The sequence below is a fragment of the Anabaena sp. AL09 genome (assembly GCF_001672255.1).
Lineage (GTDB): Bacteria > Cyanobacteriota > Cyanobacteriia > Cyanobacteriales > Nostocaceae > Dolichospermum > Dolichospermum lemmermannii.
This window is the reverse complement of record NZ_LJOQ01000085.1, coordinates 39510-54245: the sequence shown is the minus strand read 5'-3', so window position 1 is coordinate 54245 and position 14736 is coordinate 39510. Positions and strand designations below refer to the sequence as shown.

At 38.5% G+C, this 14736-nt stretch carries 13 protein-coding genes; 5 read left to right on the top strand and 8 right to left on the bottom strand.

All coding sequences use genetic code 11. The features are described from left to right. Positions 1–94: 94 nt before the first annotated feature. From AN490_RS16795 to AN490_RS16770, 6 genes are all read right to left on the bottom strand, one after another. A complete protein-coding gene (locus AN490_RS16795; RefSeq protein WP_300005657.1) occupies positions 95–1294 on the bottom strand; it encodes a hypothetical protein in 1200 nt (399 codons plus the stop codon). Positions 1295–1562: 268 nt separating this feature from the next. Next, positions 1563–1823: a type II toxin-antitoxin system ParD family antitoxin gene (locus AN490_RS16790; RefSeq protein WP_300005654.1), complete on the bottom strand. Its 261-nt coding sequence runs from the start codon at positions 1821–1823 to the stop codon at positions 1563–1565. 12 nt (positions 1824–1835) lie between these two features. Next, the gene (locus AN490_RS16785) at positions 1836–2150 is read right to left on the bottom strand and encodes a hypothetical protein (protein ID WP_300005651.1); all 315 of its coding nucleotides are present in this window, start codon (positions 2148–2150) and stop codon (positions 1836–1838) included. A gap of 198 nt (positions 2151–2348) precedes the next feature. Further along, the gene (locus AN490_RS16780) at positions 2349–4427 is read right to left on the bottom strand and encodes an NAD(P)H-quinone oxidoreductase subunit 5 (RefSeq protein ID WP_300005649.1); all 2079 of its coding nucleotides are present in this window, start codon (positions 4425–4427) and stop codon (positions 2349–2351) included. Positions 4428–4749: 322 nt separating this feature from the next. Further along, the gene (locus tag AN490_RS16775) at positions 4750–5136 is read right to left on the bottom strand and encodes a thioredoxin domain-containing protein (protein WP_300005646.1); all 387 of its coding nucleotides are present in this window, start codon (positions 5134–5136) and stop codon (positions 4750–4752) included. A gap of 452 nt (positions 5137–5588) precedes the next feature. Continuing rightward, on the bottom strand, positions 5589–6305 hold the full coding sequence (locus AN490_RS16770; RefSeq protein ID WP_015081038.1) for an NnrU family protein: 717 nt from the start codon (positions 6303–6305) through the stop codon (positions 5589–5591). 370 nt (positions 6306–6675) lie between these two features. Here AN490_RS16770 and AN490_RS16765 point away from each other — a divergent pair, with 370 nt between their 5' ends. From AN490_RS16765 to AN490_RS16755, 3 genes are all read left to right on the top strand, one after another. Next, complete coding sequence (locus AN490_RS16765) at positions 6676–7692, top strand: LysR family transcriptional regulator (RefSeq protein ID WP_300005643.1); 1017 nt, start codon at positions 6676–6678, stop codon at positions 7690–7692. An 86-nt stretch (positions 7693–7778) separates the two neighbouring features. Beyond that, on the top strand, positions 7779–9143 hold the full coding sequence (locus tag AN490_RS16760; protein WP_300005641.1) for a serine/threonine-protein kinase: 1365 nt from the start codon (positions 7779–7781) through the stop codon (positions 9141–9143). 26 nt (positions 9144–9169) lie between these two features. After that, positions 9170–10240 carry a PstS family phosphate ABC transporter substrate-binding protein gene (locus AN490_RS16755; RefSeq protein WP_300005638.1) on the top strand — a complete coding sequence of 357 codons (1071 nt, stop codon included), beginning with the start codon at positions 9170–9172 and terminating at the stop codon, positions 10238–10240. Positions 10241–10622: 382 nt separating this feature from the next. Here the strand turns inward: AN490_RS16755 and AN490_RS16750 are convergent, their stop codons facing one another. Beyond that, the gene (locus tag AN490_RS16750; RefSeq protein ID WP_015081034.1) at positions 10623–11342 is read right to left on the bottom strand and encodes a Crp/Fnr family transcriptional regulator; all 720 of its coding nucleotides are present in this window, start codon (positions 11340–11342) and stop codon (positions 10623–10625) included. 311 nt (positions 11343–11653) lie between these two features. On the opposite strand from AN490_RS16750, the gene AN490_RS16745 reads away from it, so the two are divergent. After that, complete coding sequence (locus AN490_RS16745) at positions 11654–12529, top strand: DALR anticodon-binding domain-containing protein (protein ID WP_300005633.1); 876 nt, start codon at positions 11654–11656, stop codon at positions 12527–12529. A gap of 212 nt (positions 12530–12741) precedes the next feature. On the opposite strand, the gene AN490_RS16740 is transcribed toward AN490_RS16745, so the two are convergent. Continuing rightward, positions 12742–13596, bottom strand: a complete 855-nt coding sequence (locus tag AN490_RS16740; RefSeq protein ID WP_300005631.1) for a Cof-type HAD-IIB family hydrolase — start codon at positions 13594–13596, stop codon at positions 12742–12744. Between the two features lie 669 nt (positions 13597–14265). On the opposite strand from AN490_RS16740, the gene AN490_RS16735 reads away from it, so the two are divergent. Next, positions 14266–14700 carry a hypothetical protein gene (locus AN490_RS16735; RefSeq protein ID WP_148764412.1) on the top strand — a complete coding sequence of 145 codons (435 nt, stop codon included), beginning with the start codon at positions 14266–14268 and terminating at the stop codon, positions 14698–14700. Positions 14701–14736: the final 36 nt, after the last annotated feature.

Here is a 14736-nt window from a genome sequence, read left to right as displayed (position 1 = left end):
CGCAAAGGAAGGAAGAAAATCTATAACTAAAAATAAAACAAGCTACCGCGAATTTTTTAAAGTTACAATTTAAACTACTTACTAGATAAAACAATTAACGTCTAGCAGGACGTTTTATTATGTCAGGAGGTAATTGCAGTCCATCAAATCTTGAAAGTCGCCGTACTCCAGACATGAAGATGGTATGTATAATATTTAGGGTATCAATAGCTTCTATAGACTCAACAGAACATAAGAAATTACCAAATTTTTCGCCATCAAGGTTTGCCCCAGTTATCAGTTTACCATTATAAATCGAGAAATTTGTGGGTATTTTTTCACAATGTTGGAGATATTCATTTATTGATATGCTTAAGTATCCATTTTTATAAAGTGCCATTTCTATAGTGAAAGGTTTTTGAAACATATCGACATTTACAGGAACTTTAATTGTTTTGTTCAAAGATGTTCTATTTTGGCTAAAAGTTTTAAAGATTAAAAATTTTAGATTGTGTTCACAAGATAAACTAATATTCTTTTGATGCCGATTACCATAAACAAATATAAACCCTTGCTGTAGAGTATTCAGCATCTGCAATTCTAAACAAATTCTAATACCATAATTTACTTGTTCAGCTATGGGGATTTGGAGGTATGAATGGTTAAATAAAAGAGTTGGATCACCATAACCATCTTCGATCAACTGGCCATTATTGACAATCATAGGTTGACGGCTCATAATATCAGAATAGCCATCATTATTACCATCAAATTTTTCAAAAATTCCTTTATACGCTGCAACAAGACAACGGGATATATCATGAATTAACCGTAAAGATGTTTCTGATATTTCACAAATAACATCATTATATAACTGATTTAAATTAGGCTGATTAGCCTCAAAACTAGGTTGCCAATGAATAGAACCACTGTAAGCAATTGCAAACACAAAATTTTGTAAAGTATATAATTCATTTTTGTACTGAATAATGGGGGCAGAGAGAAATTTTTCAACTGTTATTGACTTACTATCTTTATCATTATAAATTTGTGTGCAGCATTCGATATTGGGAGTAATACTCCATCTATTTGGAAATTTTTTATCTACTGGTACAAGTACAATGAGGTCATATTTACTTAACTCATGAGGTAATGATTTTGGAGTATCTTTCTCAAGAATTACATTTCTTATAAAAAGTGCTAAGTCTTCAAAGCGATTATCAAGTTCTTGTTCTGCAAAGACTTGTAATTTTTTATAATATTCTAATCCTCTTGTTGTTTTATTGAAAGGATTTTTGTTGAACTGCTTATTCATATTTATTTTCCCAATAACATACAATAACTGAGGAACAATACCTTAAATATGGGCTGATTTTGCTGATTTTATTTAAATATTATTATATGAATAATCTTGATATGTCAATAATAACACCCGGCGAATATAATTCGCGTCTACACAGACAAAACCCGCCTTCGCGGGTTCAAAAATCTTTCTTTTAGTCCACAAAGGTGGACTTCGTTTGTATAGCCGCGATTTCTAATCGCCAGGGCTTTTTCTGGAGAAATAATATGTATTTTCATCCTTATATCTCTCTCGCTTCACGCAACTTATCCCGCAATTGTGAAATTACAACTTCCCCATTAATACCTTCACCTCTATCTAATTGTTCAATAGCAACATCCACCTTTTCCCGTGTTTCTTCCACCCAATTCTGATAACCCTTATCCCACTCCAAAAGCAATTTTAACGCCTTACTAATTACATCTTCAGGATTTGTATATCTACCTGTGGCAATTTGCGCTTGAATAATTTGCTCTAATTCCGGTTTAATTTTGATATTCATAATTTTACCTTTTTATACTAATTGCTCAAAATCTGGAAGAGAAAAACCTTTCCACTTTAAAAGTGCATAGGCATAAGCTTTTTTTAACATTAAATAATCAGCACTCACTCGCAGAGATTTCAACAATAACCTATCAGATTCACTTAATTGATTATTTTGATTTTTTTCTAACAGTTGAAAATGTAATTCTTGCTGACTTTCTGGAACTTGACTTTGAGCAATATTTAATAATTCCTCAATCGTTAATTCTTGCATAACTGTTAATTCCCCTTGTAATTCCAGAGGTGCATAATCAACAGCAGGAGGAGCATTAATTTGAGTAGTCATACATTTTTATAATAATTTTGTTTTGATTATAACTTATTTTTGATAAATGCCATTTTCAACCCCAACCCTCAACTTCTCTTCCCTTCTTCCTTCGCTTCCTTCGCTCCTTCGTGGTTCATTAACTCTGCGCCTTTGCTCCTTAGCGACTTTGCGCGAAACCTTCATAATCCAGGGGCGGACAAACCGCCCCCATAAAAATCAGGTAACACCAAAAACAATCACCAAGCCCAAAACAGCCCCAAAAACGATCAAGGCATAGAATTGAACCCGACCATTTTCCAAGTATTTCAAACCTTCACCACTGACAAGAGTAAAGAAACCCGTGAGATTAACAGCGCCATCAACAACACGGAAATCAACTTCCATAACTTGTCTAGCCACACGACGCAAACCGAGAACAAAGACACGATGATAAATGTCATCAAAGTACCATTTGTTCAAAGATAAATCGTATAGCGGTTGAATGTTTTTAGCGATCGCACTAGGATCAATTTTGCGGGCTAAATACATCAACACAGCCAAAGTAATCCCAATCACAGAAACCGCCACAGAACTACCCGCCATAATGTAAAACTCATGGGGGTCAAATTCCGCAGCCTTTTCCATAACTTCCGCCAAAGTTTCGGTAGGAGGAAAGATAAACTGCTCAAAATAATTGGCGTAGGGAGTCCCCACCAAACCAATCAACATCGAAGGAATAGCCAACACCACCAACGGTAAACTCATCGTCCAAGGAGACTCATGAGGCTCATGGCTGTGGGAGTCATGGGAGTGACTTGCCAATTCTCCCTTTTTCATCGCCCCAGGACCAAAATTAGGCACTAGTTCTAATGTCCCTGACTTTTCAGCCAAAGCAGCAGCCGCATTTTTGAGTTTTACCTTGATTTTTTCGTCATTACCCCGGAATTTACCTTCAAATGTTGAGAAATACATTCTAAACATATAAAAAGCTGTAATCCCTGCTGTCACCCAACCAATAAACCACAGGAAAGGGTTAGCAGCAAAAGCCGCACCGAGAATTTCATCTTTTGACCAGAAACCAGCAAAGGGAGGAATCCCCGCAATGGCCAAGCAACCAATCAAAAAGGTGAAACTGGTCACGGGCATATATTTCCGCAGTCCGCCCATTAAACGCATATCCTGTGCTAATACAGGGTCATGACCAACAACTGCTTCCATGCCGTGAATTACCGAACCAGAACCCAAGAATAGCATCGCTTTAAAATAAGCATGGGTCATGAGGTGGAATAATCCCGCACTGTAAGCACCCACTCCCATAGCCATGATCATGTAACCAAGTTGGGAAATGGTGGAATAAGCCAAACCCTTCTTGATGTCGTTTTGGGTAATGGCGATAGTTGCCCCTAAAAACGCTGTAAATGCCCCAGTATAAGCAATTACGTTCATTGCGGCTGGGACATTTTCAAATACTGGGTACATCCGGGCAATTAAGAATACACCCGCCGCTACCATTGTTGCCGCATGAATTAGGGCAGAAATAGGGGTAGGACCTTCCATTGCATCTGGTAGCCAGACATGGAGGGGGAATTGGGCAGATTTAGCCACAGGACCCAGGAAGACGAGAATTGCCAACAGAATGGCGAGGAAATTGCTAATAGAGCCGGTTTCTACTAGGTTGGATAGGCGATCGCCCATCACCATAAAATCAAAGCTGCCTGTCGCCCAGAACAGCCCCAAAATGCCCAATAATAAACCGAAGTCACCGACGCGGTTGGTGACAAATGCCTTTTGACAAGCATCTGCTGCGGCTTTGCGGTCATACCAAAAGCCCACTAGGAGGTAGGAACACATCCCCACCAATTCCCAGAAAATATAAACTTGTACTAGGTTGGGACTGACCACCAAACCTAACATGGAAGAGCCAAACAAGCTGAGATAGGCATAGAACCGCACATAACCCGGATCATGCGCCATATAGCCATCGGTGTAAATCATCACCAAAACGGCTACGGTTGTGACAATTACCAGCATTAGAGATGTCAGGTGGTCAATAGTGTAGCCCATCGTCAGGTGAAAATTCCCGGCTGCTACCCATTCCACAGTCCAAAGATAAGACGCATGGCCTTGAAATTGACTCCACAGCAAAGCCAACGACAGTGCCATAGAAGCCCCCATGAGGGAGATAATAACTACAGCATTCAACTGTCGCAGGCGGTTTGTCACCTGATTTATCGAGATTAGCCCTAGACCGACCAGCATTGCTCCCAAGAGAGGTAATACTGGAATCAGCCAGGCATACTGATAGATTATTTCCATCACTAACGCCTACTTTTAGAATTCTGTACAAATAAATGAGAAGATGCCCAAAAAATGAAAATTCAATTGGGGATTGCTGATTGAAAAGAAATAAGCTACTTCTGATAGCCCAATACTTTCAAGTTAGCTTGAATTTTCCCACTTCAAACTTCAGTTAACTGAATAATCAGAACTGCTAATAATTGTGACACACACCGTTCTATAAAACTTACCCAAAATTACCAAAGTCTAGACACATCTGGACAGTCTTAGAATGGCTTCTAAGAGGTTTTTCCGCTCCACAGGCAATCTCGGTAGAACTTACCGTTTCTGACCGTAGTTCCTAAAAGGAACCCCTTGCTCCCTGCCCCCTGACTCCTGCTATATCTATTTTCTCGTGACTTGTATAGGTCAATTTAATTGCTTCTAAGGCTTGACGTAAATCGTCTTTACCGGGAAAACCTTCTAAACGTTGTTTGACTATACCTTTTTCAATTAATAGTAAAGTCGGTAGTGATTTCAGTCTATAGGTATTAGACAACTTAAAATTTTGGTCAGCGTTGACTCCCACCAATTTAAGTTCATCACCACATTCAGCCTGGAATTGTAATAATAGCGGGTGAATGATGCGACATAGTCCACACCAGGGCGCTTCAAAATTAACCAAAACAGGAACTGAAGATTCTAAAACTTCTTGAGTAAATGTCCGTTCATTAACCGACAACACCATGATGCCTCTCGTGATTATAAGGTTTTTATCTCAAAATTAGCTGTCAGCAGCAGCAAATTGGTAAGTTATCCCATTTTGGGGTTTAAATTTTAAATTGAGGATTTTCATGTTTTCCTGCTGACAAAAAAGCCACCGTGATTGTCGCGCTGGCTGTTCTCCATTTCCAATCCTGATTGCTATTGGTTCTGAAAAATTTTACAATGCTGAGAGAGCGGCTGGGTGCAGTCTATACATTGCTATTTATTTACCGTTTCCACTAAGGTAGATGGTGACTTTTTGTCTACGTCCATAAAACCCACTTCAGCCTGGCGGATAAATTCTTTCCCCAATGCCAGTTCTCAACAGTTTAATGATATATGTTTGAGTCTATCATACATTGTTTTGGTAGCAAGTGATCAGCACAAAGTTTTATTAGATTTATATGTTTTGTTGATCTTGGGGATCAGACTAAACTACCACATTATCCTACTTGTTGCCACTAATAACAAGGGGTGCGACCACCATAATAGACCAGTAAAAATGGCAACTCCTAAATAAGCAGGGCGGAGAAATTCTTCCCAGTTCCAAGATTGACGGCCATCAATAATCGCTTGAAAGGGGATAATCGAAGTCCGTTGTTTGACCATCTCAAAAGCTTCTCCATAGCGTTGACTTAAACGGCGATCGCCATGCCATACTCCAAATAGGTGATGTATTACTAAACCGATTGAGGTAACAAGAGTGAAACTAGTTCCTAACCACAGGGTATGGGCTACACACCAAATAACCTGTCCTACCATTTGGGGATGACGGGTAATACGGATAATCCCTGTTTCATAAAGATGAACTTGGGGCTTTTGAATAGCCGCAATTTCTAGTAGATTGAAGGTAGCAGGATATAAAAATAAAAAGGATATAGCTGATAGTACCCAAACTAATGCCCCCACTCCTGGTATACCTTGTACCTGCCAAAGTTGCCAGCCATCGTAACGGTGATTAAAAAAGTAAACAATTAAGATCACAGCCAAAGGCAGGCTAATTAATGCAAAGATAATGCGATAAAGCCTCGGTCCAAGGTATTTTTCTGCCCAAGGACGCACAGCAGCCCCCCCGCTATGGGCGATCGCAAAAACTAATTGTAACCCTAGTATGACAAAATGACTGGAGGTAAACCAAGGATTGGACATCATATATACAACTCAATTCAAAATTCAAATTCAAAGAAGCTACTATTGGTAAACATCTTGACTGGTGTAAGCTATCAGCTATCAGTAGTCAGCCAAGAACAGGAGTAAAGAAGACGAATTATTCATTTTCTTGAAGTTACACCCAGGCAATTAGTTTTAATTACCTGTATTTCCGTCTTAAAATCTGATAGCTGAAGGCTGACGGCTGAATGCTTGATTATATACAGGAAGATTTTTGTCAAGATGTTGTGGTAAGTATTTTAGTTAGTTGTTCAAATCTTAACAATGCCATAAATCATGCTTAGTCACCAAACTATTCATTTTGATTTATTTTTAAAGTTGCTCATGAATCCCAGGTTGTGGGTTAAGCCTTATGTCTGACCTTCCTTTTACTTTAGATCAGTTACGAATTCTCAAAGCGATCGCCCAAGAAGGGAGTTTTAAGCGGGCTGCTGATAGCCTTTACGTCTCCCAACCTGCTGTGAGTTTGCAAGTTCAAAACCTGGAACGACAACTGGATGTTCCCCTATTTGACAGAGGAGGCCGTCGCGCTCAATTGACTGAAGCGGGACATCTACTTCTGAGCTATGGGGACAAAATCCTCAGTTTGTGTCAGGAAACCTGCCGCGCTATTGAGGATTTACAAAATCTCCAAGGAGGTACATTGATTGTTGGTGCTTCCCAAACCACTGGCACTTATCTGTTACCAAAAATGATCGGCTTATTTCGCCAAAAATATCCAGATGTAGCTGTACAATTGCACGTCCATTCTACCCGTCGCACGGCTTGGAGTGTATCTAATGGCCAGGTTGATCTAGCAATTATTGGTGGGGAAATTCCCACTGAATTAGCGGAATCTTTAGAAACTGTTCCCTATGCTGAAGATGAATTGGCACTCATTTTACCCACATCCCATCCCTTTGCCAAATTAGAAACAATTCAAAAAGAAGACCTATATAAACTACAATTCATTGCTCTTGACTCCCAATCAACTATTCGCAAAGTCATTGATCAGGTTTTAGCCCGTTGTGATATTGACACCAGACGGTTTAAGTTTGAAATGGAACTAAATTCCATAGAAGCTATTAAAAACGCTGTCCAATCTGGCTTAGGTGCTGCCTTTGTTTCTACTTCAGCGATCGCTAAGGAGTTACAAATGGGTGTTCTCCATCGTACCCCCATCGAAGGAGTAGTGGTGAAGCGGACACTCTGGCTAATATGTAATCCCAATCGCTATAGATCCAAAGCCGCAGAAGCTTTTAGTCAGGAAATTTTACCTCAGTTTGCTAACCCAGCCTGGACACAGGAGATGTTAAAATTATCACAGATCAATGTAGTAGTAAATAATACATTTGATGTGACAATACCTAATGGTTCTGATGCTGGTTAAACATCTTGTCACCAGTTAAAAGTCATTAGTTAACCATAAGTTGCTAATGACCAGTAACTTGTCTGACCATTGACTCACCAAATAATATGGAAGTCTGCTGCACTCGTCCCCACTGTCAACATCCTAAAAATCACTTTCCTGATTTAGATGATATTCAAACACTAAAAACAGTACCGCAAAAATTTTGCGTTAACTGCGGTATGCCGCTGATTTTACGTGACCGATATTTGCCAATTAAACTTTTGGCTACCGGAGGATTTGGTGCTGCTTTTTTGGCAATTGATCGTGATACTCCGAGAATGCGTCAATGTGTAGTTAAGCAATTTCAACCAAGTGGTAATTTAACGGAAGATGCCTTAGAAAAAGCCAGAATTTTATTTACACAAGAAGCAGGAGTTTTAGAAGAAATAGGTAATGAACATCAGCAAATACCTAAATTATTTGCTTTTTTTACGATTACAGTTCCTAACCTAAAAATAAATAAGTCAGAGCAGTTTTTTTATTTAGTTCAAGAATATATTTCTGGACAAACTCTAGAAGAAGAATTAGTTGAACAGGGCAATTTTTCTGAGCTAAAAATCCTAAAAATACTCAGGGAAATTCTCCCAGTTCTCCAGTTCATCCATGACAAAGGTATTATCCATAGAGATATTAAACCTTCTAATATCATGCGCCATTGTGATGGTAGACTATTTTTGCTAGATTTCGGTGCAGTTAAATTAATTGCTAATACCTCTTCTAGTTCTACAGGAATTTATTCCCTAGGATTTGCACCCCCAGAACAAATGCAAGGTAGTCAAGTATTTCCATCTACAGATTTATATGCCCTGGCTGTCACCCTGATTACATTACTTACTGACAAGGAGGCGAATAAGCTATTTGATGCTTATACTAATCAATGGCAATGGCGTTCTCAAATCAGCATTAACCCCCGACTAGCTGATATTTTGGATAAAATGTTGCTACCTGCTGCCAGTCAACGCTTTCAGTCATCCCAGGAAGTGCTAGAAGCCCTTTTTCCTACCCCATCTGCACAGACGGTATTACCACCAACACAGCCACCTAATTTACAACCACCACAACCAATAAAATCAGTTCAACCGGCTTTTGCTACATGGGAATTATTAGCTGGGGCTGCTTTTAGCGGATTTGAAGGGGCATTAATAGCGATCGCTCTTTTTAGTTTAGTGAAAAACCCGATCATTACTTTAACTGTTGCTGTTGTAATTTTGAATGGTCTAATTTTTGCTCAAACTAAACGCTGGTTAGAAAAATTTGACTTGCTAATTATTCCCGCAGTCAGTTTTGCAATTATATTTTTTATTCCGTTTTTACGAAGTAATATTGCCATTGAGCAAGTAATTATGTTAGCAGCGATAGCTGCATTAATCTCTATAACAGTAACAACATTATTTCGACTTATTTATAAATTAATGTCTTCAATTCTTTAGAAAAAATAGCACTAAAGAAACCACCCATGTCTCAAAAAAAAGAAACTCTGTCACTGCTCTTATCTCTTGTTCTTACCTCTGGATTAAGCTTTGCTGCTTTCTGGTTTTTAATGGAACATTGGGGGCGAATTAACAACAATTCTAGTACCACTAACTCTGCTAATCAGAATCTCACTCAGAACCCCAGTAACAACATTATTAACCCTAATCCGCCACCAGTCAGTAATTGTAAAATCCCCAATTTACCACAAGGTATATTTAGTTATGGTGGTAGTACAACATGGGCTCCTATCCGTCGGGATGTAGACTCAGTCCTCAAAAATAGCTGCCCTCAGTTTGATTTACGTTATACCCAACCCATTAACGAAAAACCAGGTTCAGGAACTGGGATTAAAATGTTGATAGCAAATCAACTAGCTTTTTCTCAATCTTCTCGTCCCATTAAACCAGAAGAAAACGAAACTGCCAAAACCAAAGGATTTAGCTTAAAAGAAATTACTGTAGCCATTGATGGAATTGCGATCGCTGTTAATCATAACCTAAATATTCCAGGATTAACAGTTTCTCAACTCAAAGATATTTACACTGGCAAAATTACTAACTGGCAACAAGTAGGTGGTACAAATTTACCCATTATTCCCCTATCTCGCAGCAAAGAAGCCGGTGGCACAGTAGATTTTTTTGTCGAAAACGTTCTCAATAAAGATAAATTTGGCAACAATATTAATTACATTGGTACAACCACAGAAGCTATCCGCAAAGTAGCTATTGCTCCTGGTGCTATCTATTATGGTTCTGCTCCAGAGATTGTCCCTCAATGTACAATCAAATCCCTACCAATAGGACGGACAAGTGAGCAATTAATAGCACCTTACCAACAACCAAAAATAACTCAATCTCAATGTGCCAACAAGCCTAACCAGTTGAATTCTCAAGACTTTCGCAATGGCAACTACCCAATCACCCGCAATTTATTTGTGATCATAAAACAAAATGGTCAATCAGATCAACAAGCCGGGGAAGTGTATGCAAATTGGTTAGTTACATCTCAAGGTCAAGAACTGATTGAAAAAGCTGGATTTGTCAGAATCAAATAAAAGGAGCCAGGAGGAAGAAAGAAAAAAGAATTATCTATAACCTGGAAAAGTGCTTGGGTTTTCATGATACCAAAAGCCAAGATCAATAATTGGAACCAGGTGGGTGGCCCCAATTTGCCGATCTAGCGTTATGAGTGCCTTCATCATAAATGCGGCACTAGAGAACTTTTTGTCCAGGACATCTTCATTTCATACCCGATTACCCAAAATCTGTTTGTGGTGGTCAAACAGATTCGTAAAAATGAGGAGCAGGCTCACAGAACTAATTACCCAATTTGGACTAGTTAGAATCCGCTGATACCTGCCATTGGTGTGTCCGAGAGTGGCAAGCTCTCAGTCAACATCTATCAATTTGCTGCTCATTAAAGATTTGAACTAGATCCTAGCTGACTCTATTGATAGATTCAGCGGGTAGGCAAATCAGATTATCTCCTTGGGTCAGGATTAAGCCCCGTTGACGTAATTTACCCATTAAACGAGTGACAGTAACACGGGTTGAACCAATGGCGCTGCCTATTTGGGCATGGGTGAGGGGGAAGGGCAAGGAATAACCACGAATGACATCAGGATCAGTTTCGCTCATTGAAGGCTCTCCATATTCCTCAATCAGTAGGGTGAGAAATCCTAAGAGTCTGTCAATTGTGCGACGTTGTCCTAAAGCACTCAACCATAGCAACTTGCGCTGGTGCTGATATCTAAAAGCATCCATAACTTCACGGCGGAAGTGAGGCCAGTTGTCTAGGTCATGCCAGTACATCCACAGCACTGCTGTTTGGTCAACGTGGGCGTAGGACTGGAGTGTAAATGGAGACTGAGCAACAATTTCAAAAGGTTGACCTGCTCCCACAAAACCCAAGAAAGCTTCTTCTGGAGTTCTGTTAATCCGTCTAGATGTTAACTGACTAGCAGTAGCACTGACTTGGGCAGTTCCTACCATGCGAATAGCACCTCTTTGGACTAAATAGAGCAAACCAGGTCTAGCTGGAATCCGCTCATCTTTACTGAAGGTGCGGCAGCGGTAGTGTTCTTGGGCCCAGTCAAGGATTCGCTGCCAAGTTAAGAAAGGACGTGAAGCTTCGGAAAAGGAGGATTGAGATTGCATAGGTAACAAAGAGTGTTTGGCTGAGAACAAAGACGTGATAAGAAAAGTGCAAGGAGTGTCTTTGTGTTAACGGGGTAGGCATAACGCCTAACAGCGTCAGCCCTCCAATGGGATAGAAAGCTAAATTGCTCTCTATTTTTTCTTATACTTCCTACTGTACAACAAGCGTAGTAAAGATTACCCATTTTTTATACATTATTCATCAAATTTTATCCTACTCTCATTTTTCCTTACATAGACTAAACTTCTGTCTGAAGATAGATGGAACAGGATAAAATGATGCACACCATAAATTTTTTACAAAGAAATACGTGTGTTATAGACTACTTTTAGATCAAAATAAAGCAATTAAGCATTTAATAACTGGATATTTAGTGTCTTTCTTCAGTATTTTTACCAATAGTGGGGAAATTACAAGCATAAAAGGGAAAAAAGTTCCTCTCTATCAGGGAGGATATAATCAGAAAATTTTATATATCTCTGGTATGGCTATGAGCATATCAAAATCTCAGAATTCACCAGCGATGGAAATTGCTCAGGCGATTGTTGAGCATTTATCCCGAAATAGTGCTAGTTTATTTAACGTTAAAGTAGTTCCCCCCGGTTGGATTCATATAGAACTCGTTGACTCTACCTTAGCGGCTTGGTTACACTGTCTCACTGTCAGCGGAAATGAGGAATGCTCACTAGAACAAAGTGAACAGGAAAAAAGCAAAATTTCTGTTCCTAATCGCCAATTAACCAACTCATTAACAATTTTTAAAATTCAATACGCTCATTCACGATGCTGTTCTTTGTTGTGTGCAGCAGAAAAGGAAGGATTAATTGAACTTGATAGGACAAATATTAAAAGTTTTGTATCTGTCAACCCTATATCTTGGCTCAATTGTGATCAAAAACTTCGCCTTAATCACGCTGATGAGAGTTTTCTGATTTACCAATTAGTCAAGGTGGTAGATGATTTGGTTTGTGCTGATAGTGGTAGTTCCATTAACTGGTCAAAAGCAGGTGAGAATTTGAGTCAAGCTTTTGAGCGGTTTTGGTGTAATTGTCGGATTTGGGGGGAAGTGAAAATTCATGATCCAGAATTAGCTCAAGCAAGATTAGGATTGCTGATAGCGACTCAATTGGTTTTAAGGTCTGTGTTAGAAGACAAATTGGGCATTGTCGCACCTGTAGAACTTTAATAGCTAAAATTCAAAAATTCAGATCCCCGACTTCTCAAAGAAGTCGGGGATCTATCTTTCTATCTTGTCGGAATTTTACAAAAACTTTGAGAAATTCTCTTGACAAAATAAATATCTCCGACTACAATCACAGGTGTGTGAGGAGCGAAATTAGGAAGGACACCGAGACGAAACACGGCCAGTCGTCGGTGTCTTTTCTTATTTTTGGATTTTTAATTAAGTAAGAATTTTTCCATTGCTATGGCTGCACCATCTAACTCTACACTAGGTGCTACCCAATCAGCGATCGCTTGCACTTGGTCTGGTGCGTCACCCATAGCGACACTAATGCCAGCATAACTGAGCATTTCTACATCATTGAAATTATCACCGATAGTCATGACATTATGACTTTCTAAACCTAGCATTTCTTCAGCTAGATAACGGACAGCATTGCCTTTATTAACATGAGTGTTAGCTGCTTCTATGAAGGTGGCTACAGATGTTGTCATATATAATTCTGTGGGTTTATATCTATGGCGTAAATTAGTCAAAAGTTGTTGAATTAGACTCGCATCATCACACAAAGCTAAAATTTTAGTGGGTTCATGATCTAATAATTGACGTAAATCACCAACGGGAATAGCATTCACACCACAGCGTTGTTGATAACTTTCCGTTTCTTTGGTAATTTCTCGCACATAAAGCTGGTCGTTGATGTAAAAATGGACTGAGAGGAGCGATCGCAAATCTGGCTGTTCAAAGTATTCTAGGAGTTGCAGGGCAATTTCTCTAGATACAGATAAATGACGGTGAATTTCCTGAGTATTTGGATCTTGAATCCAAGCTCCCTGATAAGCTACTAAAGGCAGCGTAGAGCCAATTTCTTGATGAAACCGCAAAGCTGAACAATACATCCTTCCTGTGGCTATAGCTACCTTAATTCCCTTGGCTTGTACAGCAGCAATCACTTCCTTGACAGGATGACTGAGAGTATTGGATTGTCCAGCAATTGTCCCATCTATATCTAAAACCAACAGTTTAATATCTTTTTCGTCTTGACTCTGATTTAAAGGCATTGTATCCATAAACTCCCCAGTTTTTAGTATTGTTTAAAATTATACGGGTATAAATAGCTCATTTAACCCAACACCATCCCAAATTTGCCCTAGAGATAAGCCATTTCATTGATAAACGCAAGTAACTGATTCGCATTACCGCAGAATCAGGATTTATTCCCTCAAGAATGTAATTTGTTAACTAAGGGACTTCCAATTACAATATAACTAAAACTTATAAAAAACCAATAATAGTTTTAATATTCATAACTTATGATAATTCAGCTTTAGATTTTCTTAAGAATTAATTGAGAATAATTTTTATTTAGCAACGAGCTTGCAATACTTTTGAGAGTTTGCTACAATTGTCGAGAATTTCATAATTGGGTTATTGTTGTCAATTTTCTAATTGACTGATAAGGCTATTTCCAAAAGCCTTTATTTATGGTTATTACAGAAATAAATCCCGAAAAATAATACAAAACTTTACAAATTAACAGCAAGTTCCGAGACGAATTTTTAGACAGCAATTATCCAAAGAATTATATAGGACAAATATACTATTGACATACAGAATATTTTATGATGTGCGACAGTAATTTTCGGTTGGATATAAAACCTTTAAATCACTATGTTGTATATTAAATCTGGAGAAAAAAATTAGAATAGACAATTACCAGAAACCAGCAGGAAATAACAATGGATAATTTTTCGTTTTTGACCAGTGTATTCCCATCAGTTGATATTTTTATAGGATTTAAACCAGCTTTAAAAAGAAATACAAAAGGCAAAACAATTTTTACTTTTTCTGATGTTGATGACAATTTATTAGGGAGTCGGGTATTAAAAGAAGCAAGAGGTCTAAAAAAACTCGCAGTTCCTTCCATAACTCATAAGATACATATTAAATCATTCAATGAAGATTACTATCTCGCTGATGTCAAATTAATGATTGAGGACTGCATTAAAGATAAAATTGCCTATGTCAAGAGAGATTATGGGTTAACACCTGAAGAATATTATCAAGAAATACTAGAAACTCGTGCAAAAGCAAATTTAATTAAAGAGGCTGCTTTAAAAATTGATAAGTCTAAATTTCCCAGTGGTGAGGAATTTGAAGTTGAAACTGAGTAGTTGACACTCTCAAGGTATTGTCTCTATGCTGTACTG

Coding starts and splice junctions, on each gene's coding strand:
- AN490_RS16795 (WP_300005657.1), bottom strand. CDS start 1,294: ATGAATAAGCAGTTCAACAAAAATCCTTTCAATAAAACAACAAGAGGA.
- AN490_RS16790 (WP_300005654.1), bottom strand. CDS start 1,823: ATGAATATCAAAATTAAACCGGAATTAGAGCAAATTATTCAAGCGCAA.
- AN490_RS16785 (WP_300005651.1), bottom strand. CDS start 2,150: ATGACTACTCAAATTAATGCTCCTCCTGCTGTTGATTATGCACCTCTG.
- AN490_RS16780 (WP_300005649.1), bottom strand. CDS start 4,427: ATGGAAATAATCTATCAGTATGCCTGGCTGATTCCAGTATTACCTCTC.
- AN490_RS16775 (WP_300005646.1), bottom strand. CDS start 5,136: ATGGTGTTGTCGGTTAATGAACGGACATTTACTCAAGAAGTTTTAGAA.
- AN490_RS16770 (WP_015081038.1), bottom strand. CDS start 6,305: ATGATGTCCAATCCTTGGTTTACCTCCAGTCATTTTGTCATACTAGGG.
- AN490_RS16765 (WP_300005643.1), top strand. CDS start 6,676: ATGTCTGACCTTCCTTTTACTTTAGATCAGTTACGAATTCTCAAAGCG.
- AN490_RS16760 (WP_300005641.1), top strand. CDS start 7,779: ATGGAAGTCTGCTGCACTCGTCCCCACTGTCAACATCCTAAAAATCAC.
- AN490_RS16755 (WP_300005638.1), top strand. CDS start 9,170: ATGTCTCAAAAAAAAGAAACTCTGTCACTGCTCTTATCTCTTGTTCTT.
- AN490_RS16750 (WP_015081034.1), bottom strand. CDS start 11,342: ATGCAATCTCAATCCTCCTTTTCCGAAGCTTCACGTCCTTTCTTAACT.
- AN490_RS16740 (WP_300005631.1), bottom strand. CDS start 13,596: ATGGATACAATGCCTTTAAATCAGAGTCAAGACGAAAAAGATATTAAA.
- AN490_RS16735 (WP_148764412.1), top strand. CDS start 14,266: ATGGATAATTTTTCGTTTTTGACCAGTGTATTCCCATCAGTTGATATT.